This window comes from Ktedonobacter racemifer DSM 44963 (genome assembly GCF_000178855.1).
GTDB classification, from domain to species: domain Bacteria; phylum Chloroflexota; class Ktedonobacteria; order Ktedonobacterales; family Ktedonobacteraceae; genus Ktedonobacter; species Ktedonobacter racemifer.
Window position 1 is genome coordinate 2,036,978 of the sequence record NZ_ADVG01000003.1, and the last position, 21,983, is coordinate 2,058,960.

Sequence of the window (21,983 nt, forward strand, 5' to 3'; positions counted from 1 at the left end):
TGCTAATCATGTTGATAATATTGATTTAAAAGTGATTCGGCCAGGACTGTGGGATGCTGAGTAAAAGCTAGCTGAATAATGCCAGCAGTGTTTGAAAGCGAGAGGCGCTGATCTGATTGTGTAACCTGCTCAATAGCATCTATAAGTGCGCTTTCTGTTAGTTTGAAAACTGTACCTGGACTACCTTCTTCATACATCAGACGAGGAATCGAAATTGTGCGCTCACCTTTGCCAACATTCTTCGCGAACTCCAGACAGGCAACTACAATGATCTCGGGAGGAAGAGTATTTTTATAGCCTACGTGAAATGAATAATGTTTGCCATCACTCTCAAGTTGGATCAATCCCAGAGTGGTAAATGGGCTATCGAGCATCTCTTCCATGGCATTAGAACGTGACTTGAGGCCAACATACATATGTAAAAGACAAAGAATATCTTTTTGGAGCGAAGATTCTGCCACATTTTGCTTGGGAAACTGCTGACGGATATATTCTTCCAATGCATTGTAGAGGCTATCGACCGAGAACTCTGCCCGTTTAAAACACGCGAACGCAAAATACCAGGTTGTTGCTATGCAGGGTGGCTTGAGCAAATACCAATGGAGCAACCAGAGAGATGCTGGATCTTCAATATAAGGGTCCCAGCCATCATCGGCCAGCAAACGAGCTCCAAAAGAAGTTGCGACAATCTCCTTGGTTCGTGCATTCTTCTCCTGGGTTTCAGCCAATACCTTGAAAGCCGAACACCAGTAGCGAATGGAACGCACCATATTTTTACCAACCCCAAGAATGGTGGTTGCATCCTCTTTCAAAAAGACATTGCTATTTTGCCGAGAACGATCAAATCCTTTCTTTATCCAACCAAAGCGAGGGTGAAAGGTTTCATGACGAGCAAAGGCTGCTTGCGGGTGTTGTATTGTTAATGAGGTCAGATCAAGCTCACGCTGCTGAGGATCATTTAAAGATGATTGACTAGGAATGAAATTCTGAAGGTCAGCAGACACGCTTTTCTCCTTCTATAAGTAATTAACATGCATAATTCAAATTTTTGCCTATGGCATTAAAGAGATGCATATAATTTGGCGAAAAGGAAGAGGAGATGAAATCTATTGATAGAAAGTCAGTAGATGTTTCTCCTTTGAAACCGGACCACGTTTGTTATGCAACGTTAAAATAAGTTATAAAGGCACAAATGTCAATATGGTAAAAGTACTAACGAGGCCAATATAATCGTATATTCTCTGAAGCATATTTTATGATGTATTGAAGGTGCGGATTAATAAGTATAAAAATAGTAAATTAATGGAAATATAGCGTTTCTTTTTTAATAAATTAGTGACCATGCAGTAAAACTTAAAAAAAGGCAAAATTGATATCGTAAAAAATTTTCTGGGAAAACTGCCACTAAGCATTTCAAAGAGGTTTTGGTCGAGTACTTAGGCAAATGGACGAATAGCTAAGGAATCTCCCTCTTGGCTGTTCGTCCATCTATCAGAACACTCTCTTACGGAGAGATGTATGGTGTGTGGTACCATATCGACGAGAAGTCGTGCTAAAAGGTCAGGATCATCGCGGATTAAGTGCACTCGATACCCAGGCAATTATTGAATATCTGGTTCTGTCAGTTTGCCTTGATACACTTGGGGTGATAGGTCCACCTCTGTCTGATATCCAGTTCTCATGTCAACCCTGGTATGGTCAAGACCCTATCAATCATGGAGACCTTCCGATGCAGAAAACTGACCTGACTATGATTCTTTCTCAGTTTGTGAATGGTGCCAACTGTGACGGTTCGTCTGCGGACTGTGTGAAAACCCTCGGCAGTGAGTTGTTCGGTAATCCCCCTGTCTGGTTAACTCGTCAACCTGAGTCATCGGCTCCATGCAATGGTTTGCATTTATTTGTCGATGGATCGGAGGGATCACTTGCGCCACAGAAAAGTGCCCACTGATCCAGATAATCTTGATTTCGATGAATTCAGCAGCAAGCTGAGTGGCAATGACGCGGCTGATGAGTGCGTGCAGCAAGCGTTTCTCGTGTTCATTGCTGATTTTCTGCTGGCCCACAGGGCTAGCAGAGCTGGGCCAATCTGCTCAAGAGCCTTTCGCAACTCGAGAGAAAGCGTCGGGAAGACAGGACGATGCTTAAAGTGCTCCGCCTTTTTCTCAGCCTGACGCTTGGGCACCAACTTTTCTTCCCATCGTCGTTCCAGTTCAGCTGTGACCAGGCGGTTGTCAGGGTCAACTGTCATACACCTGCGCCAGGCTAGATGGGCCTCATACGTGGCACGTGTGGCCTGATCGCGGTGGTACTGCTAACTGTTCTCTTCCCAGGCTCGCCTTGCCAACAAGGCTTGAAGGGCATCCATTTGGCCGGGCGCAGGGAGTCGAAGAACGCGTTGACCATCACATCCTCAATGGCGAGCCATCTAGGAACATACACGTGGCACCAGCGTAAAGGCGTTTAAACTCATCACAGAGATAGCGGATATGGCGCTTGTAGGTCATACGCATGCGATACCTACACCTGGCCACAGCACATCAGTCCTTGCTGCAACGCTTCGCCTTCGAGTGGGGCTCCAGGTATCCCTCGAACGGCAGTTTGTTTAGCGTGGGCCTCCGCGCATTTTCGGCGAGCTGTGCTTGATTGCGGTGATATTGCTCCCAAGTGATGTAGGCAGGATAGGCTCCCTATTGAATGGTGACCTATTCTTCCATGGGTCTACGAACCGCTCATGAGCCACGGTGACCCGGTTTGTAGGTCGATGTTCGTCGACAAACGCTCCCGCATACAGTGGGTTGTGCAGGATTTCGATCAGCATTGAGTTGGCTGGTTCTTTCCAGTGAAGTTCTCTCTTGAGCAACCTGCTGGTTGGGTGACATGGTAGCAAGATTTGGCGCGCTTTCAGGGCGTGGAGCGTTCTCATTGCACTGCCCAAATCCCCAAATGTGAGGAACAGCCTACTTCACTCAAAAGCTATTGTTGGGTAAATGCTACATCGATATAAAGTGGCTTATATTCTGGGTCCATTATTGTGAGCTGGTTACGTACTAGTTGTCGTAATGAGGCTGCTGGGCGTAGACAGTAGTTTACTAATTCCTCCTGACTTGGCTTTAAATCAGGAAAAAGTAGTTTTAAATAACCGGTGGCTAAGCGGATGATAGCATTACGATCACGAATGTCATTTGTTCCTGTAATTTGTCCATAGGCCTTAATATGATCTTCATAACCAGCAGTGCGACGTAAGGAATGAAGGACATCTCCAAAGAAATCTGCCTTAAAACCTATATGAGTCGATATCGATTCTGCTTCAATCCTAGGTAGCTTCCATCCAGGTAATATCCCATGAATGCGATCAATAAAGGCCGTCTCTCGTAAGAATTCGGGTAGGTCTAAGAATAGGTTTTCAAAACGCGGATTTCCATCAGCTGCCAATGGTATATTTGCGATCATGACAATACCAGATGTCGCTGTATTTTGTTGTTTCCCACCTCGTGAAAAACTCCCAGACTCCAAGTAGTCTTTAAGCACGCCAATGACCTCATTTGGATTATCAAAAGAGAGAGACTGAGCTTCATCAAAAACCACGACATCAAACCTTGTGAGTAGTCCCGATTGATTTGTTGCATTATTGTGGAATAAAACTGCAGCAGTAACTTTTCCTCCAGAGATCAGACGTACGTGGCGGGATAGATTGAGGTAAACAAAGGATTTCCCTGTGCCTTTGGGGGCTAATTCTATTAAATTGACACGCTCTTGAACAATTGGGACGAGGCGCGCAAGGAGGAGCATCATCTGTTCAGGAGTATAGAATGCGGGGTTGTACCCCATACTACTTACAAGCAGATCTCTCCATTCTTCTAATGTGAAATATTTGCGTTGCTCGCAAAAGAGCTCCATATCAATCGTTGCTGCTTGCATGGGTCGAAAGTCAACCATACGTATCTGCCCAAACGTATGTTCTCTTTCATCGGGTGATTGATATTCTAGGCGGCCAACACCCCATACACCACCATTTAGTAGAAGAGGATAAAGTTCTACAATATATGGTTCGATAGTTGCCTTGTTCTCATCCAAGCAAGGAATTTTTAAGATATATTCATTTGTACGAAGGTTAACCTCAACACTGTAGGTATCCAGGATGAGAAGCGTCCCACCGTTTTTTAGTTTAGATTTTAATTGTTCTTTCTGATCTTTTGATGGTAAATGCTTATTGACAAAATCTCTCATGTTTTGCCGGGCTGCTGCATCGATTTGTCCATCGGTTAAATAGCGTGAGACAATCCACTCGCTTACATACATAGGAACACTTGTGGTTCCTATGCTTGCTTTACGGACGAGTCCTTTATTTACACATACTTCACCATAATATTGAAGTGCTTTTTCTTCAAAATGTAGCATCATTATAATTCCTCAAACATATCATCTAACGTGTTGGCATATAAGCGTCGCACTTGTATGTTTACAGATCCTTCAATACTTGTATGTTGACCGCCCCTTTCATATGAGAGAAACCATTTGATATATTGGTCAGATTGATTACTTGTCGTTTGTACTTGGATAGGAATCAATATAGTGGAGTTAGCGCCTATTCTCGTTGGTTTCATGGGCACTAGTACGTTATCTATGGAGAATTGTATGATTTTGAGTGGGAAATTATTTGGGTTTTTGATTATCGTTTCCAGCTTGCTAATCGTACCTGTCCGGAGGCTTCCCTCTATTTGTAGGATAGGTGCGATCAGTTCCTCTAATGACGGTTGTAGTTCAAGATTTGCTACTACTACTTCTTCAGGCGTTGCTCCTCCATGTGTCCATCCAGTAGGTCGTCTCTCCACAGCACTATAGCCTTTGGGAATCAAGAATTGTTTTGATAAATTAAACACGTCTTTTTGCAAAAAATACCAATTAGTTGAAATACTGCGTAAGTCACTTTCATTTGGCATATTGTTTGTTGCACAAACACGTGTTCGCTGAAACGGTTTTACCTTGTTTATGGTCGAGATTTCCTCTACACTGCTATCGTCATCTAACATGTAAGCAAATTGTGGGATTTTCAGCACGGTCGCCTTTTCTGGCAACAGGGTGCTGCCATGATCACTACTGATAAATGCTCGTGGGTGTAAGCCTTGTTCCATACTCCGTGCGAATCCTTCTTTGATGAGTCGCGCAATGAGTTGGAGGTGCCCGTCGATGCTTTCATCATCTGTGAAGCCTTGTAGTGTATGGCTGTGATGGTCAAGCGCATTATAAAGTAGGGTATAGAGTCCTGGAGCTAAATCAGTAGCATACGCCTGCTCTAGATCATTCGCTTGCGTAAACACTTGTATATTTGTGACTTCTTTGGCGAGACGATTTTTAATAATGTGTGCTGGAGGCTGGTTCATCGTCGATGCATCAAGATAGCCATTTATCAAGGCATTCTTAGATATTGAAGTAATTGTTGGTAGAGCTGATATTGCCGGTTGAATGTGAATACTGTTTATTTCTCTTTCTATACAAAAATCAGCTAATTTTTTACCTTGCCACCATGTTAACCCGTCAACGATAAACCAGAGAACAATATCGACTTTATGGGACTTGAAGGACTCTTTAATTTCGTTTAGTTGATGTGGAGAAAAAGGTGCCTGGGAATTTTGGGACAATTGGGAATAGTTCTTTATTAACCATTCCTCGAACTGGTACGCTAGTTTCATTTGTTTCTCACGAGAACGTTTTGTACGGAGTATCCACATGAAATAAGGCATGTAGTCATCTGCGACCCAATCTAGCCATTGTTCTGCTGACCATGTCTCGACGGGATCATTAGGAATCAGAGGTGTGGCAATTTTTCCCAGCTTTTCTATAACGTCTTTCGTATGCGAGAGATGTGAGAAGCGTATTTTGATATTTTCTATAAGCGCATTCGTGAGTTGTTCAGTGTATTTTCTGGCTAATCTATCAATAGCGTCCAATTCAGCATTAGCCAAACCGGACATTGAGTTTACGATCTGCATTAAGTCTGGCTCTATATCTGTACTAATTTGAGCAGACCAAAAACGTTTAATTTGTATATTATGTTTCTTTAAGCACTCTATGCCGATATCTGTGTGCTGGCTGCAATCTTCTATAAAGGCTATATTTTTATTTTGATCAACGAGAGGGTTAGCAGGATAAGATCGTAACGCCCAACCGAGAAAAACTTCTTCTGCTGCCTCCTTGAGCGTATTATCAAGAAAAATTTGGTAGCGATTGTCTTGTTCTGCCCATTGTGCTATACGTAATTTGACCAGTGAGAGGAACATGCTTGGGATTGCTTTCCCTTTTAAAATATTTGCTGCCACATTAGCTAGATGCTGTTTATCTGAAGGTGATCCTTCCCAAATGGAATTTATTTTTTTCCCCAATATCCACCCGATAGGGTCGACAATGGATTTGTTGTACGATGGTTCTAGCGTATGTATCAAATCTTGTTGTGCTGTTTCTGGTAGTTCCCTTGGTGGCGGAAAACCAAATCTTTGTTCAAAATAAGAATCTAGCCGTATTTCTCTCCATTTAATTAATTGTGGGCTATAGTCGCGGAGATCTCTCAACCAATGCTCTAGGATTGGAAGTTGTACATATACCTCATGATCATTATCTACTTTGTCGAGTGCATGGCGTAGCCACTGTCGGAGGGGTACATAATCTTGTATTCTACTTGCAATGAAAGTATCCCTAGTCCGTTTTATCTGTTTGAGTTGGTGAAAGTCAGAGTAAATAGTGATCATCGAGGGTCATACTCCTCAACTAGCTTCGTCCACAGCAATCGTTGGTTTCTTGGTGTAAGATTGTCAATGATAGCTCGTATCGTCTGGAATGCATCTTCTATGGAATTCTCGTTAAATGTTTGCTGTATATTACTCGGATCTTTCTCAGTTTTGTTATTTGTGTTTTTTTGTGCCTGATAGTTATTGGGAGATGAGGTGACAGGTATGTTTATCTGCTTTTGCTCTGCACCTGGATCTTTTGCCTCTGGTATAGGCGACGAGGATACATAGGATGGTGCGTTATTAATAGTTGATGACTTTACTCTGACTATCTCGGGTTGAGAGGCTGCAATAGATTTTGTTAGGTTTGTTACTTGCCTCTCGTTTGCTCCAGAGTCTTTACCTGTTGATTGTCTTAGTTGTGTGGCTGCTTTGTGTTCGATGGTTTGTATCGCTTGCTCAAAACGCTCCAAAAAGAGCCTTCTCGTGTTAAGCGTTTGCCATTGGCTAATAGGATGTAATCCCCAATTGGCCGGCAAAGCATTAAAGAAGACCTGCTCAAAACTATAAGGGTTATCAAGTAAGTGCAGTAGCATGCGAGCATCTGATTTGTTTTCCATATCGATTGTTCGCACGGTTCCTACTTTTTCTTTTCGCCATTTGTTGGCGGCTTTAAAAACGTCTTGCTCAATTTCTGTTGGCTCTGCTAAGCCAAACCATTGGCTGAGTGACATTATAATTGACTGTCTCAGCCTCTTTGAAATTTGGAGAAGCTGGTGATAGGCACTTTTTAATAACAATAATGCTTGCTGAATAGTATTACTAGTCCACTCTGTGTAATTAGCAGATAATCCTATCTTGAGAGGCAAGGTTTCAAGTAAGGATGCTGCTCTTGATCTATCATCTGGTTGCAGTGCTATCTCTATTAAGGTTATAGCTATTTTGATAGTCTCTTCCGGTATGCCTGGTAATATGCTACTTAGCTCACTTAGAGAAGGAACTTGAGAGAGAATTGGAATAGCTTTTATTCTTTGATGTAGGAATGTAGCAACCTGATTGTGTAATGACTCTGTTTCTATATCTCTATAATTGGAAAATTCCGCGCTTGAAGTTAAAATGTCTTTTAAACCCATTAGAAACTCTTTTTGCTGTTGTGGTAAGGGTTTATAACTGATCAGGTAGTCTTTGGGACTATCTACCATTTTGATAATGACTTCTCCAGTAACGTCTATACGTTGGTCGTAATGACTTCTCCCTATGTGATTATTTTTTATTGTATAGACTTCAATATAGTCCCGATTCAATCGCAAAAAAGCGGCTAGAAAAAGTTGTATGACTGGTGCGTATAAACCATAGGGACGACATTTTAATTGCTCTACAATTTCTGACCAGCTAATTCCCTGCTTTTGTAATTGTCTATCTAAATATTGCCAGACTGCTTTGCTTTGGCTTCTGTCTGGCACACACACATCATAGATATTGTATCCGCCTTCGTGATCTTTATACTCTATCAGACCTAATTCCTCTGCACCGTTAGCCAAAATTGCCTCTGTAATAGATTTTCTACTTGTGCTTGCAGGCCGACGGAATGGGGCGCTTATCAATGAATCTAATGCCTCTTTCAATTTTGATGTGTTGCGGGGAGCCTTTGAAAGATGTTGCCTTGTGCTATGGGTTGGTGTGAGAGGAAACACTTTCTCCATTATTTTTGTTGCCAGTTCTTCAAGTTGTAATTGTGTTTGTACTGTAGTTGCTCTTCCTTGCTGATACCATTCAATTTCTGCATAATGGCCGAATCTCTGCAACTCATTATTGAAAGCGGAATAGTAGTCTGAACCTACCAAACCACTTTCTTTCAATAGTTCCTGGTAACTTGATTGACTATAATCAGAATCTTTGATTAGCTTCTCTACAGCTAATTTTCGCTTAAGGCGCTCAATAATATCAGTAGGTGAACGTAGTATCGCTATGACTAATTGATCGTACGTTTTTGTTAATTGTATGGCTAAAGTGCAGGCTTGCAGACGTTCTGCTTCTGTAGAGGCTGTAACATACCATAGTAGGCCATCTGTTTGTGGTAGGTCTTTGGGGAGGTTTGCAGGACTCGCTAAATCAGCTACGCTGACAAATTTGGCTATGAGCTTGCGCTCTGTACCGTGTTTCTTATTATAGCCTGTGGCTTCGATATCTGTTAATGGATGTCTTTCATTTAATAAGCTGAGGGGCAAAAACGGAATACTTTTTGCATATTGTTCGACTCTTCCTCGTAGCTCACTAGGATTCGCTTGCCCCTGTTTCACTAATTGGTAATATCCTGCTTGATTGGGATAAGCGATGCCGGCTTGTTCTAGTTGTTTGAGAGCAGTATTAAATTCCGTCAATTGTCTTGGAGAAAGACTTAGAGCCTGACGCAGTAGCTCCCAAGTAGTGCGCAAATTTGATGGAGCACTAGATGAATCGCTACTAGTAGTCATATCAAGCAGAATAAGAGTTCTTAACAACCGCCCTTCTAGCCCTGTATGTATTTGTTCTGGCGTTAGCTTTGAGCTGAACTGTTGATAGAGATAGAAGAGTTCAGTATTTTTCTCTTTCAAGCTACCTTCAAAGTACGCAAATAACTGATCCAAAGAGAGTAAGTTGAGCCGTCCGTCATCCGATCTTAAATGCGCTGTGTCTATAAAAGATTTAAGCCCACGGCTTTCATCCCACAAAAAGCTAAACATTGTGCGTTCGTTTTGCGCTAATCTATTGTTGAGGAGAGGTAAACAATAAGCTGTCAAGGGGTGGAGTGGAAAACATCCTTGTATAATTGTCTTCTTCATCCACTCTCGATCGTGTCTTTCCGAACGCTGTCCCCATAGGCTCATCGCCAAGGAAAGAAGCTCATCTTGCTGTTGCATATCTTTTTCAAAAAGCGATGCCGGAGAAACTTTTTTAACTATAGCGGCGCTAATAAGTTCCTCCATATATTGAGATCTTAAAGATATCTGGCCTTGGATAAAACGTCCGCCAGTGCGCTCTAGTGCAGTTTGTGACGAGAGCGTATTCGCTTGGTTCCCAGCACTAGAAAAGCCATGGAGGCTTACAACATAGAAGTGGATTTGGTTTTTTCCAGATCTAGAAGCTGTTTCAGCAAGATTATCTATAGCTTTAATATTTGGTGCGTTTGTTGATGGTTCGGCTAATTTTTGCAATAAATGCGTGAACTCGTCCGCGATTATAAATACCCCGCTGTATTTCCCGCTCTCTACCAGCTTTTTTGAAACGGCATTGAAGGCGTCATCAGGCCTTTCAATCACCGCAGTTGGATGAAAAGGCATCCCTATTATTTTGTTTGTTACTACTCTAAATATGTCTAGCGCACCATCAGCCTGCGGACCCATAAGATCATGTTTTAGTTGGCCTAATGTCATACCGTAATTTTCTTGTAACCATCTATCTACTCGTTCAACGTTATCTGGAAGTTCTCGTTCCCACTGCGCTATAAGATCAGTGGCTGCACGATAGTAGGTATCATCCATAATATCTGATAGCCCAATTTGAGCTAGAGCTTTTTCTAGGCCATCTAAAACAAAACTGCTAAAAGTGGTTGCTGTATCGGCTTGTAGTAGGACAAGGAGAAATGGAGGTTTATGCAATCGTGCATCCTGAATAGCTTTAGCTTTACTACTATTAAGGTTATGGAGTCGTTCAAAGAAAGGAGCTAGTAGTGGATCGTCTGATGAACGTGTAATATAGTTTGATATCATCAACATGAGATCTGATTTGCCTGTACCATAAGTGCCCATGAATAGTTTTGCACGGTTCTCAGAATTCATCTGTAAACTATCCCGTATTTTCATAAAAATATCAAGAGTGTCATGTGTAGGGATATAGCTTTCGACAAAGTGGCGGTTATACTCTTCGTTAAAGAAGTCTTTGGGAAGTTGTACAGATGGTTTAAATCCCCCTTGAATTTGCACTACATTGCGCATCATTTGAACCATGAGGTCACTCCTTGCTTTATCTCATAAATATGATTTTGATCCATCTCTAAAAATATTTTATTTAGCTGCTGGGCCGTTCGGGTGCGAGTTGTAATTACCACGCCAGTTGTTAAGCCTGGAGCACGACCTACAAGTTTGAAAAATTCTTCTTGTATATCCCATGTCCATAAACTCAACAGGGGCTCAATTTCATCGAAGACTATGAAGTCTGCAGTAGTTTTATTACACCAGCGATATAAATCATCTAAGAAGTTGTTAGGCCGGTATATTTCTTCTTGCCCAACTACACAGTCTAAGAACCCCTGGCCGAGAGTATAGTTAATGTATTTCCATCCATTGTTTTTGCATAGGGACTTACAGAGAAAAGATTTTCCACATCGTGGTTCTCCAACTATCCAAAGAATACGATATCGTGCCTGTACGTTGCATACGTTACGAATGCGAGTTGCTAGTTCCTTTTCGATATCTGTCATGTTCATAGTTGTTTGTAGTATTGTTCAAGCAGGCTACTTGCTTGGCGCTGCTGGAGACGATTTACTGGTTCGTGTTGTGTATCAGAAAAACTCAGGTATCCTAGTCCAGTTAGTTCTATAATAAAACGTCTTACTTGGCTTACATCAGCCAGACAAATTCGGCCGATGCTCTCTTCTTCGTTACAAAGCTGAGAGAAACGGAGGGTATTTGTATAATCATAGCGATGTTGCCACCAGTCGAAAAGCATATATCCAATAATAAGTGGTGATGGATAGTTGGGGCGACGAGCCACATAGGCTTTGTTTTGTCTTTCTAAAATATGCAGTTTTGCTAATGCATCTGGTTGAATATATGTGTATAGGGCCGCTGCAGGGTCTTTCGTGAGAGCGGAGCGGTTTTTCGCATCTGTTTTCATCAGGTTTTGAAAATAAGCTTGAAATTTATCGCTTGTAAAATCAGTATGAAAAGGTAAATAATGGTTAATTAGAATATACCAAGCATCGGATGCTTCATCTTGCTTCACAGATAAATAATAATGCAAAATCCATTGAGTCCCCAAATTGGAAAGTGTAGGGTCATAACGAGCTACAAGTTCACCAAATTGAGTTAATTGGTAGCTTTTCTTGGTCTGAGAAACATCATTAACCACGATTTTTGCTAATCCTGTATGACGAAGCCAGGCTGAAAATCCCTCTGCAACTGGTCTATTTACGCTCATCCCACGAGCCAATTCTTCTTGGCTCGCCGTTGGGGTGTTCTGGATGTAAATGAGAGCATCACTCAATCGGCGTAAGTCCAAGTTGAAGTTCTGAAAAAAACCCATAGTTTTTCCCATAAGTTAACTCCCTGTTAATAACAGTTCAGTTGATTGAGTTTAATCGTAAACCAAATGCTACAATAAAGCAGAAATAAGCCGAAACAATACATACTGATCTTTGTTGAGGGTACTTATAAAGAATCAAAAATTGTTTTGGCTTGGAGGATTCCCTACTAATGCTCTTGTGCATAGATACGGTTGAATGTATATGAGTTTATTTTATACCAAAATTGCTTGTTAAGCAATACCTAATCTTTATGTTTGATTAATTATAATTTAAGTTTAGGTGAATAGGACCTTTCATAAAGTTGTCATTATATGATGCGAGAGGAGGAAAGGAGAGCAAAGGCGATCAGGTTTGCGGCTGTTGAGTATGAAAAAAGTTGGATCACTACTGGCTGCCGGCTCAGTTGCATACGAAAGCGTTTCCCGATAATCGATGGCGGCTCAAAGGTGAAGTTCCACTCTATCGATTGAGCGAGCAGGTACGCCAGGAGATTGTGTTTGTGAGAACGGAGCGCTGGCTCAAGCGCGAGCTAGGTACCATAGGATGAGAAGGATAAAGCCATATTTAGTAATGTGCAAATATGGTTATCTTTCTACCCAGGGAAGCCTGAACACTGGTGAGGAGAGGAGATGAGAAGGCGATAGTGCAGGATTTGATGGTGCGCATCGATACGGATGCAAATTCTTTCTGTTGAAGGTGCATATTCGAGTCATTAGTTGGGCCAGAGAAGAGTAGCTTGAACAAAAGCGCCATCCAGGTTGTTATTATCTTGATGTTGTTCTAAAAGCTCAGAACTCATTTGGTATTTCATGGAGTGAAACGGTAAGATTGGTCTCGCCCCATGAAATGCGATTTCACGATTTGTTTTTCTTGACTCTAGTTGAACCGTTGCTGCTCCAATGGTGGTTGTCTGGTAAGGCTGTAGTACCCGGCTATCAGGTCGTTTTTTATTTCCCGTAACTGATACGGGGGAAAACCAGGAGGAAACGTTATTGTAGAATGCTGTATGCCTGTGGATCTCCATGCTCTTCGAGATAAGCGATCCATGAGGCTATGCAGATTTTGATCGAGTTCGACGAGGACAAGCCTATTCTCTCCATTGATGATTTTGCAAATGCCGGGTTCTTCGGGGATATGGGAGATCGCAGATGGGTTCAAAGTGGCTAGCTCACTCCATTCGAGTGACAGCCAGGTCTCTTCTTGTGGTAATCCTTGTGCTGGCAGTGCTGGATAACTTGGGCCCCATGCTGGATTTGTCTCTCCCTCTGGTAATCTCCCTCCACGGAAACCACTTCTTCCATTTCCAGACTTGACATAGAGAGGATGAAATCGTCCATGGTTGCATCGTGTGGATGAGCCAAACTCCAATCGGTAACGCCAAAGGACACTGCATTCAAAGGCTTCACGCTTTTCTGTGCTTAGCGTCGCTGGGACTGGTGCGACAGAACAGGCAAAGTCGAGCCCCTCTGCATCCCCCCATGCCCAGAGCGAGGGAGCTGCTGTGTGTGGATCATTAAACGGCATTTGCTCCGGATCGTCCAGTGTATTGCGAATTAATGCAGTCAGGCGCTCTCGCAAGTTCCGCCCAGTTTGCCCAATGTAAAAAAGTTCGTCTATGTCTATTGCTTTAATTCGATAGACACCTGGTCCTGTTGGGAGTGTATTGATATCTGAGCTTGTAAAGGGTATCCATGGCGTCCATTGTAATCCACACCAATTGAGAGAAAGAAAGTTCATAAAGCTTTTCCCCTATATTTCGCTTGTTTAAACTGAAATCTTAACGTAGATGATAGTGTCTGAAATTGCAGTACTTTACAAATGCTGTGAAGTTGGTTGAATAGCTATCCATTAAAGAATGGAACAGTGAGCGAGTAGGCCATAAAAAATGCTGGAGAGAGTCTTTTCTGCCAGCATTTTTTATGCTACTTCGATCTCGTATGAGTGTCCCAATGAAAGACTAGCTCACAGCGTTGTCATAACAATTTCCCAGCGAGACATACTCATGCTGATGCCGTATTCAGCTAACAGACCTTGATACTGCTGGTCCAAGGAGAAGGCTTAAGTAATAACAGAGGTTGATTGATGCTTGTGTATTGTACTGTACTACATGTGAGAGCAAAATGTCGAGCATAACTATTTATCACTCGATAAAATTTGGCATCACTAGTAAGGAATCAGAAGGACGAGTGCTAGAGAAGAGAGCTTTCTGAAATAGTATCGTTACATCTATAAGATTTTTCTTGCAAAAATGACAATATGAGCATAAAATAAGTACACCAGAGAAGATTATCTCGACAATTTGCTGCTAAATTCTGTTTATAATCATGCTCCATCTCCATAGAAATACCGAGGTACCATATGAGCTCTGAGTGGTTGACGACGATGAAGCCCACGTTTCAGACTGAATGGCTTGCCCTTCCACCTAAAATTGCCCATCAGATTCTGGAAAAAATCCATTATTTAACGCAAGATCCCCTGCCTGATGGCGATCTCAAAAAGCAGCTCACCCATAACAATCGGGATGTCTATCGCCTGGAGAGCGGCGATTATCGGATCATGTACACCTTGCAGCATCCATATATTAGCCTCCTTCATTTAGAGAAGCGGCAAGAGAAGACTTACAAAAAGGAGTATAAAAGCGAATACCTGGGAGGGTATAGTCCCGAAGAAACGTTTTCAGAGCGTGTTGATAAATATACACATGAGGGGGCAACCATTCCACCCTCGCAAGCTTTGCCCTCGCCCATCACTAAAAAACTGCTGGTAAACCTGCTCATCCCCGCGCAATACCATGCTGATTTGTTATCTATTGAGGATGAAGACAGTCTCCTGGATGCTTCCCATGTCCCCGATGACTATAAGCTCAAGGTCCACACCGCGCTCTTTGAAAAGCCTCTGAGCCAGGTCTTCGAGGAGGCCGATTACCTTCTGCCAGAGATCAATAGCCTGATGCGCTACAAAGAAGGCGACCTGCTGGCCTTCTTGCTCAAGCTCTCACCCGAGCAGGAGAAGTTCGTCACCTGGGGTCTTACCTCCGCTGGTCCAACGCTTCTGAAGGGTGGACCAGGTACTGGGAAAAGCGCGATTGCCCTGCACCGTGTCTATGCCCTGATCCGCGAGTTTCGCGAGCGCGGACACGACGACTTTCGTATCCTCTTCACAACCTATACCAACGCCCTGGTTCATTCTTCAGAGCAACTCCTGGAGCAGCTATTGGGAAAGGACATCAAGTTTGTCGAGGTAAGCACCACTGATCTTATCGCACGCGACATCCTCAAAGAGGCAGGTATTCAAACTGAAATTATTGATCAGCAAGAGCTCGACGATCTATTGCTCCAGGCTATGCAGGATGCCTCATATACTGGCTCAGTCGTGCAGCAAAAAGCGCAGCGCCAGTTCATCAAGGATGTAAACTTCGACTATCTCCTGCAAGAGATCAACCGTGTCATCGTCGCGAATCAGCTTGAATCCCTAGAACAGTACCTGGCAGCTCCACGACCGGGACGGCAGATGTCTCTCAGTGCCCTCCAGCGTCGCGCCGTCTGGTCTGTGCATGAGAAACTAGAGCAGTTGCTCGCGCGAGAACGGAAGATTACATGGCATCAACTGCGCACCCAGGCGGAGAAACTGGTAGCGCAACGCCAGATCACTCGGCAATATGAGGCTGTCATTGTCGACGAAGCGCAGGATCTCGATCCGAGCGCCCTTCGTCTCATGACGCAACTCTGCAAGACCCCCAGAGGACTCTTTATCACCGCAGACGCCAACCAGTCCATCTATGGCAGCCACTTCACCTGGTCTAGCATTCACAAAGATCTGCAATTCCGTGGCCGCACTGGCATTCTGCATGCCAACTATCGCTCGACGCGCGAGATTGGCGAGGCTGCACAATCCTACCTCCAGCAAGGCATTCTCGACAGCGATCCGGTTGAGCGAGAGTACATCTACAACGGCCCATTGCCCATCGTGCGCAATGTCAACAACGACCAGGAAGAGGCCCAACTCCTCGCGAGCTTCCTCACTGCCGCCAGGCGTACCTATCGCCTGGGTATCGGTTCCTGTGCCATTCTCTGCCCCAACGAGAAAGTCGGGCGCAGTCTCGCCGCCGCTCTTGAGCGCTATCAGATCGAGGCCGCGTTTATGAGTGGCCAGTACCTCGACCTGAAACGTCCTTGTGTCAAGATCCTCACCCTCAATTCAGCCAAGGGGCTTGAGTTTCCCATCGTGGCCCTGGCAGGCTTTCACAAAGTCAACAAATACATGCGCAAACCCAGCCAGTCCACGCCAGAAGAGCAGAACGAAGCCCTGGCCCTGGAACGCCGTCTCCTCTTCGTCGGTATGACTCGTGCCATGCGCGCTTTACTGCTCGCCGTTCCCACAACGTCCAAGTCTCCTTTGTTCGAGGGATTTGACACGCGCTACTGGAACGTAGAGCAGCAGACCTAACACAGATCGAAATTCTTGAGTTGCCCATACTCTACAGCACACTGAGACCTCACCTAATGCGGTCATCGTGATACTGAATTCATCCCTAAAAGAAGGAAGCAAGCAAAGATGCGGCTTACTAAAGTTGAACAACAGTATTTACAGCAACGGAAGCCGTTTGAGGGGTTGGTATGGAGGATCGACGATGATGGTATTCCTTGCTGTTGCGTAAAAGTACCTCATCAGATTTCTTTTGATAGATTTTCTTTGATGTTTGACTCTCTAGAGTTATCCTCTTCGAGAAAATCGGCCGTTCTTTACTACGGAGCAAGCAGCTACTACTACGATTTGGTTAAGACCAACTTGGTTCATGTATTTGATGTTGTTGAAGATGAGGGTAAACAAGTATTGCAAGGAATAGCCCAAAGCAAATGGATTGCTGTGTGTGGATACAGCGAAAAAGGGCTGGCGTTTTTGGGTCGTAAACAGATAGAACTCAAGCCAAAAATTCGCAGCAGTTTAGAAGCCATTGGACGAAATAGTAAGCCAGCGGCAAAAATGCAGCAGGTTGCTAAGGCACAAAATGTAGAGAACAAGCGAACAAAGTCAGAAACTCACCATGCATTTGCTCCTTTAAAACCAGGCGAGTTATTGAGCTTTCCAGTGATTGAGCGTTGTCGGTATCAACTGCAAAAAGAAATACATCAAGCGAGCAATCAGAATAATAGCATACAGAGGCAAGTCTTCTGGCGTTTGTTACTTCTTGCGGGCCTCGAGCAAGCCAGGTCGTTTAGTTTCTATACAGATGCGATCAATATGATTGAGCAGAAGCGTGTTACGCTTAAGCATAGCAATCGACCTGTGCTGACTCCAGAATTTCATGTTCCTCATCTCTGGTTTGGCTTTTTTCAGCCAATGAAAACGCTTGTTTGTCCGGATACAGCGGCTATTTTTCTGTTTTCTGCAAGTGATAGTTCGTTACGTGAGCACTCCTCAATGTTGCGAAGTGTATCAGATCAAGAATGGAAAAAGCTCTATGAGCAAGAACGGGACTTTATTTCATTAAATGTAGTGAATACCCAGGGGAAGATTGTTTGGTCAATGAATCTCCCCACGACAGTGGAAGAGGCCAGGAAGCACATTGATTACCCCTGGGTAGCTCCTGTATGGTTCCAGTGTTTTCAAGGTGGTGCATGTCAAATCCCAAAAAGTGAAGAAGTAACAGGGAGTCCTCCTTATTCATATCAGTTATGTAAACAATGTAGACAAGCCCAATTGTTTTTCTCTACCTGGCTTATGACGGCCTGGCAAGCATTGATGGGAGCTTACCGAGACGACGATCTTGACACCATTGGAAGTGAGCGAGTAGAACACTTTCAGATGGCGAGTCTATTTTTAAGGAACGGTAAAGCAGATAGGAATAATACAGTAGAGCATCGATATCAAATTATCATCTACAAGGATATTTCAAGTGGATTAAATAGCCCCTGGCATTCGGTCTTGCACCCAACTGGTTCGTGGGTAGAGGCCTTGATGGCATTTGATCCAGAATCTTTAACCTGGCAAGAGAGATCAGTTATGCCACATTACCGAGTTTTGCGCTCGCTCCGTTACAAAGAACCCGGGACGAAGATTCCCGTACGTGGTCATAAAAGAAATACTCCAATGCGTGCTGATCGTCTAGATATGCCTAGGGATACAAGAGTGAGAGCCAGGCAGTTTGATTATGAGGATGAAGAGTAAAACACTCAACGCATGTTCGGAGTACCTGAAAGGACTATGAGGTTCTCCAATAGGAGGCGAATGCTGTTATAAAAGGGCGTATGGTTTATAATAGTATTCATCTGGATTTTGCTATTATTAAATGAAAGTGGCTTGGGAAATGACAAATCATATCTCTGCTCGTGTAGCCTGGCATATGGATGGTTGGAATGGACGCATCTGCAGCAATCCGGCGGCTAATACCTATTGCATTGGTCAATACTCCTATCCAGGAACGAAAATTGGCGAAGAACGCAATCTTGAGTGGGAGCAGGAGAATCGTGGCCAGTGTTGTTCTGAATTAAGTAAAGTTCCTCCCTGTATCTACAGTATCAATGCATTTGGAAGCAAGACATTAACGGCTGAAGCCGATCCTCCCGCCTTTTTTGGCAAGCCGCTCCCTCCTAAACGCAAATGGGAACTTCCCCCTTCTACCATCTGTATTTGGCCGTATGAAGAGATGTATTATCGAGATGGCATTAAAAAAGCAAATGGGAACTTTGATTATGATAAACGGCGCGAATATGCTGATCAGTATTTTAGCCAGATCGAGAAGGATCGCAGCCTGATCTTCTACTATGCGAACTATAGCAACCCTTTCAGCGAGGATGATGCACAGGCGTATGTGATCGTGGGGGTATCGCGCGTTAAACGGGTGGGCCAGATGTTGTTTTATGAAAATTGTACGCAAGAGACGAAGGAGCGGTTTGGAGGAGGATTCATCTGGCAGCGCAACATTACTTCCCATTACCCTGATGAAGGCTTTCGTATCCCATACCACCTTTATTTAGACAAACCAGACGTCCTGGAGAAAATTCTTTTTGTTCCTGACAACCAGCGCAAGTTTAAGTATGCAACCCGCATAATGACCGACGATGACGCATTGGCATTGATTGAGTACTTTATCGAAGTAGCGGCATACCTCAAAGAGTTGGGTGATACGAGCGATAACTGGTCATTGCGTCTAAGCTGGTTACATTCGCTTGTGGGAGAGCTTTGGCGAAGCCGCGGACTGTATCCTGGCCTGGCAAAGGTTTTTGATTTCCTCGACTTCAAAGAAGCTGTGCCGCTTATTAAAGGCTACACACAGCGGGGCGAAGAAAAAGCTGTCAAATCCACCCTTTTCCAGTACCTGGACGGTGAAATTGATGCAGTTCCTGACCTGTCAATTTCGGCGGATAGGCAGCGAAAGCTTAAGCGCCAATGGCAGTTGCAATCAGATGAGCAAAAGCACCTGTTGCGTGACCTCTTGCCACGCTTCGATCTATCGGTTGATCAATTGCGTCGCCTCCTGGCGGATGACGCACAGCGCGGGTCATACGGTTTCCAGGGGTCACTACATGAGATTGCTGAAAATCCTTATGTCATTAGCGAGCAGTATGTTGGTGACGACGCAGACGATATCATTCCTTTTAGTAAAATTGATCACGGGGTCTTTCCTTCTCCGGAATTGGGAGGAGAGTTTCTGGCCGAAACCAATGATTGGCGTCGCTTGCGTGCTTTGTGCGTTGAGTACTTGAAGCGAGAGCAAAAGCACGTCTTCTCTCCTACCAGCATCGTCCTTGATCAAATCAACCGAAGATTGAGCTTTATGCCTGAATGGAAGAGACACCAATATACCCTCCAGTATTTTAAAGTTGACCAGAATGAATTGTCTCACGCACTTACTCAGCGCCAAATTGGGAACGAGCATTACTTGTACTTGAAATATGTGCATGAAGATGAGCGCCTTATAGAAAGGCAATTACGCCTGCTTGCTCAACGTCCCAGCATTACATTCAAAGTGCCGATGACTGAGCAGCACTGGTTCAATTTTTTATCGCACTCAGATAGCCCGCTGCAAGAACAAAATCCTGATGAATACCGAAACGCTATCCATGGACAAGTCGAGGTCTGTCAGAAAATATTTCCCCGCTCCCTCAGTGTGCTCTCAGGTGCGGCTGGTACGGGAAAAACGACAGTCATTAAGGCGCTTATTCAAGCAATTAAGCGAACTGAGGGCGAGGGCGCTTCATTTCAGTTATTGGCCCCGACGGGTAAAGCCGCAGATCGATTGAGGGAGGCGACTGGCCAATCTGCTGCGACAATCCATTCGTTTCTTGCTCGTCGCAACTGGATTAATACAGAGAATATGACCTATCGGCGGACTGGGGGAAGAAGAGAAGAGGGGATCGCGACCTTTATCATTGATGAGGCTTCTATGCTGGATCTCGATTTGATTGCTGCGCTTTTCCGGGCGATCAAATGGGAAACAGTAAAGCGTTTGATTTTTGTCGGTGATCCTAATCAGCTGCCTCCAATAGGTCGTGGCCGTGTTTTTGCCGATATCATCGATTGGTTGCATGAGTCTATGGCTGAGGGTGTCGGCGTACTAACGACAAACATACGGCAGATGGAAGGGCGCCTAAAGGGGGAAGGCGAGAGCATACTAAAATTAGCTTCGCTGTACACACGCTCCAATCAGGTAGATGAGAAAGATGAAGTTATTCACTCCTTCTCGGAAAGCTTTTTGCCAGAGGACTTCCTGCTTAGTCTTCAGGAGGGTGGGGATATTGATAAAGATTTGCGCGTCCTCTATTGGCAAAATCCCGAGGATCTCGTGCAAAAGCTCACCTCAACGATTGTCGCTGATATGGAGCAGGATACTGGAGAGAGTTTTAATCCAGAGCAACCATATAAATTATGGAACAAGGCTTTTGGGCAACGAGCTGAGTATCAGCAGGTGATCTCTCCCTATAGAGGGGAACAGTTTGGGACTGTCTATCTAAATGAGATATTGCAGCAATTTTCTCACAATCATGGTTTAAATAAGAAGCTTGCTCACGTTGCGCTTTTTGATAAAGTGATGCAGATTGTTAACAGTTCAAAAGCCAGACCAATGTGGGCATATAACGCAACGGCTAAAAAATCTGAGCAGGTAGAGGTTTTTAACGGAGAACTGGGGTTTGTAAAGCCCCATGGTTATGATACAGGCGAATACTGGAAGCCGTATTTTTACCTTAAGAGGTTTCAGGTTATCTTCAGTCGCAAGTCTCATTTGTGGGTGGAGTATCCTAAAAAGGAAATTGTAGAGGATAATTTAGAGCTGGCTTATGCTATTTCAGTGCATAAATCTCAAGGCAGCGAGTTTGAGCGGGTATACTTTATCCTTCCTAAGGAGAAAACAACCTTGCTCTCTCGTGAGCTGTTTTATACTGGCGTGACGCGAGCTCGACGGCATTGCACTTTGCTTGTTCAAGGTGATATCTCACCGCTTTTGCGTATGCGTCGTCCGGAGAAATCACACCTGGTAAATATCGATGCTTCGCTTTTCGATTTCCACCCGCTGCCGTTGGAAATGCATACGATACGTGATTGGAAGCAGGAATGGAGGTATCATAAAACGTTGGCTGATATCTTTGTGCGCTCGAAATCCGAGGTGATCATCGCCAACATGTTAACGGAGCGTGAGATACCATTTCAATATGAAGTTCCTCTGTTTGCCGAGGATGGAACATTCTACTTGCCTGATTTTACGATTACCTGGAATGGGAAGCAGTGGTACTGGGAACATCTAGGCCGGTTAGATAATGCTGCTTATCGAGCACATTGGAAGAAGAAGAATGACTGGTACCGCAAAAACTTTCCGCACCAGTTGATTATTACAGAAGAGTCGGAAGATCTCAGCGGCGACGCCGATATGCTCATTCGTGAATACTTTTCGTAGGTTCGTTTGAATAGTTTATCTTTTTACAGTTTTTGATATGACACTTTTGCCCTTTCTGAGCCAGCCCTAAATGATTAGTCTT

At 43.9% G+C, this 21,983-nt stretch carries 10 protein-coding genes; 4 read left to right on the top strand and 6 right to left on the bottom strand.

All coding sequences use genetic code 11. From position 1 onward, the window contains the following. Positions 1-2: 2 nt before the first annotated feature. From KRAC_RS37930 to KRAC_RS37955, 6 genes are all read right to left on the bottom strand, one after another. On the bottom strand, positions 3-1,004 hold the full coding sequence (locus KRAC_RS37930) for a DUF4007 family protein (RefSeq protein WP_007916554.1): 1,002 nt from the start codon (positions 1,002-1,004) through the stop codon (positions 3-5). A 1,972-nt stretch (positions 1,005-2,976) separates the two neighbouring features. Further along, the gene (brxL, locus tag KRAC_RS37935; RefSeq protein WP_007916555.1) at positions 2,977-4,404 is read right to left on the bottom strand and encodes a BREX system Lon protease-like protein BrxL; all 1,428 of its coding nucleotides are present in this window, start codon (positions 4,402-4,404) and stop codon (positions 2,977-2,979) included. Further along, positions 4,404-6,746 carry a hypothetical protein gene (locus KRAC_RS37940; protein ID WP_007916556.1) on the bottom strand — a complete coding sequence of 781 codons (2,343 nt, stop codon included), beginning with the start codon at positions 6,744-6,746 and terminating at the stop codon, positions 4,404-4,406. Before KRAC_RS37940 ends, brxL begins: the two co-directional genes overlap by 1 nt. Next, positions 6,743-10,711 carry a hypothetical protein gene (locus tag KRAC_RS37945; RefSeq protein ID WP_007916557.1) on the bottom strand — a complete coding sequence of 1,323 codons (3,969 nt, stop codon included), beginning with the start codon at positions 10,709-10,711 and terminating at the stop codon, positions 6,743-6,745. The genes KRAC_RS37940 and KRAC_RS37945 overlap by 4 nt, the downstream gene beginning before the upstream one ends. Next, entirely contained in the window at positions 10,699-11,184 is a 486-nt protein-coding gene (locus KRAC_RS37950) for a hypothetical protein (protein ID WP_040445667.1), read from the bottom strand. The genes KRAC_RS37945 and KRAC_RS37950 overlap by 13 nt, the downstream gene beginning before the upstream one ends. Positions 11,185-11,186: 2 nt before the next feature. Further along, a complete protein-coding gene (locus tag KRAC_RS37955) occupies positions 11,187-12,020 on the bottom strand; it encodes a DUF4007 family protein (protein ID WP_007916559.1) in 834 nt (277 codons plus the stop codon). A 365-nt stretch (positions 12,021-12,385) separates the two neighbouring features. Between KRAC_RS37955 and KRAC_RS72155 the strand changes: the two genes are divergently transcribed. From KRAC_RS72155 to KRAC_RS37975, 4 genes are all read left to right on the top strand, one after another. Continuing rightward, positions 12,386-12,556, top strand: coding sequence for a hypothetical protein (locus KRAC_RS72155; protein ID WP_157507552.1), 171 nt, complete (start codon positions 12,386-12,388; stop codon positions 12,554-12,556). A 1,811-nt stretch (positions 12,557-14,367) separates the two neighbouring features. Continuing rightward, complete coding sequence (locus KRAC_RS37965; protein ID WP_007916561.1) at positions 14,368-16,455, top strand: UvrD-helicase domain-containing protein; 2,088 nt, start codon at positions 14,368-14,370, stop codon at positions 16,453-16,455. Between the two features lie 108 nt (positions 16,456-16,563). Then, positions 16,564-18,177: a hypothetical protein gene (locus tag KRAC_RS37970; protein WP_007916562.1), complete on the top strand. Its 1,614-nt coding sequence runs from the start codon at positions 16,564-16,566 to the stop codon at positions 18,175-18,177. Between the two features lie 139 nt (positions 18,178-18,316). After that, positions 18,317-21,901, top strand: a complete 3,585-nt coding sequence (locus tag KRAC_RS37975; RefSeq protein ID WP_157507555.1) for an ATP-dependent DNA helicase — start codon at positions 18,317-18,319, stop codon at positions 21,899-21,901. Positions 21,902-21,983: the final 82 nt, after the last annotated feature.

Coding starts and splice junctions, on each gene's coding strand:
- brxL (WP_007916555.1), bottom strand. CDS start 4,404: ATGATGCTACATTTTGAAGAAAAAGCACTTCAATATTATGGTGAAGTA.
- KRAC_RS37940 (WP_007916556.1), bottom strand. CDS start 6,746: ATGATCACTATTTACTCTGACTTTCACCAACTCAAACAGATAAAACGG.
- KRAC_RS37945 (WP_007916557.1), bottom strand. CDS start 10,711: ATGGTTCAAATGATGCGCAATGTAGTGCAAATTCAAGGGGGATTTAAA.
- KRAC_RS37950 (WP_040445667.1), bottom strand. CDS start 11,184: ATGACAGATATCGAAAAGGAACTAGCAACTCGCATTCGTAACGTATGC.
- KRAC_RS37955 (WP_007916559.1), bottom strand. CDS start 12,020: ATGGGAAAAACTATGGGTTTTTTTCAGAACTTCAACTTGGACTTACGC.
- KRAC_RS37965 (WP_007916561.1), top strand. CDS start 14,368: ATGAGCTCTGAGTGGTTGACGACGATGAAGCCCACGTTTCAGACTGAA.
- KRAC_RS37970 (WP_007916562.1), top strand. CDS start 16,564: ATGCGGCTTACTAAAGTTGAACAACAGTATTTACAGCAACGGAAGCCG.
- KRAC_RS37975 (WP_157507555.1), top strand. CDS start 18,317: ATGACAAATCATATCTCTGCTCGTGTAGCCTGGCATATGGATGGTTGG.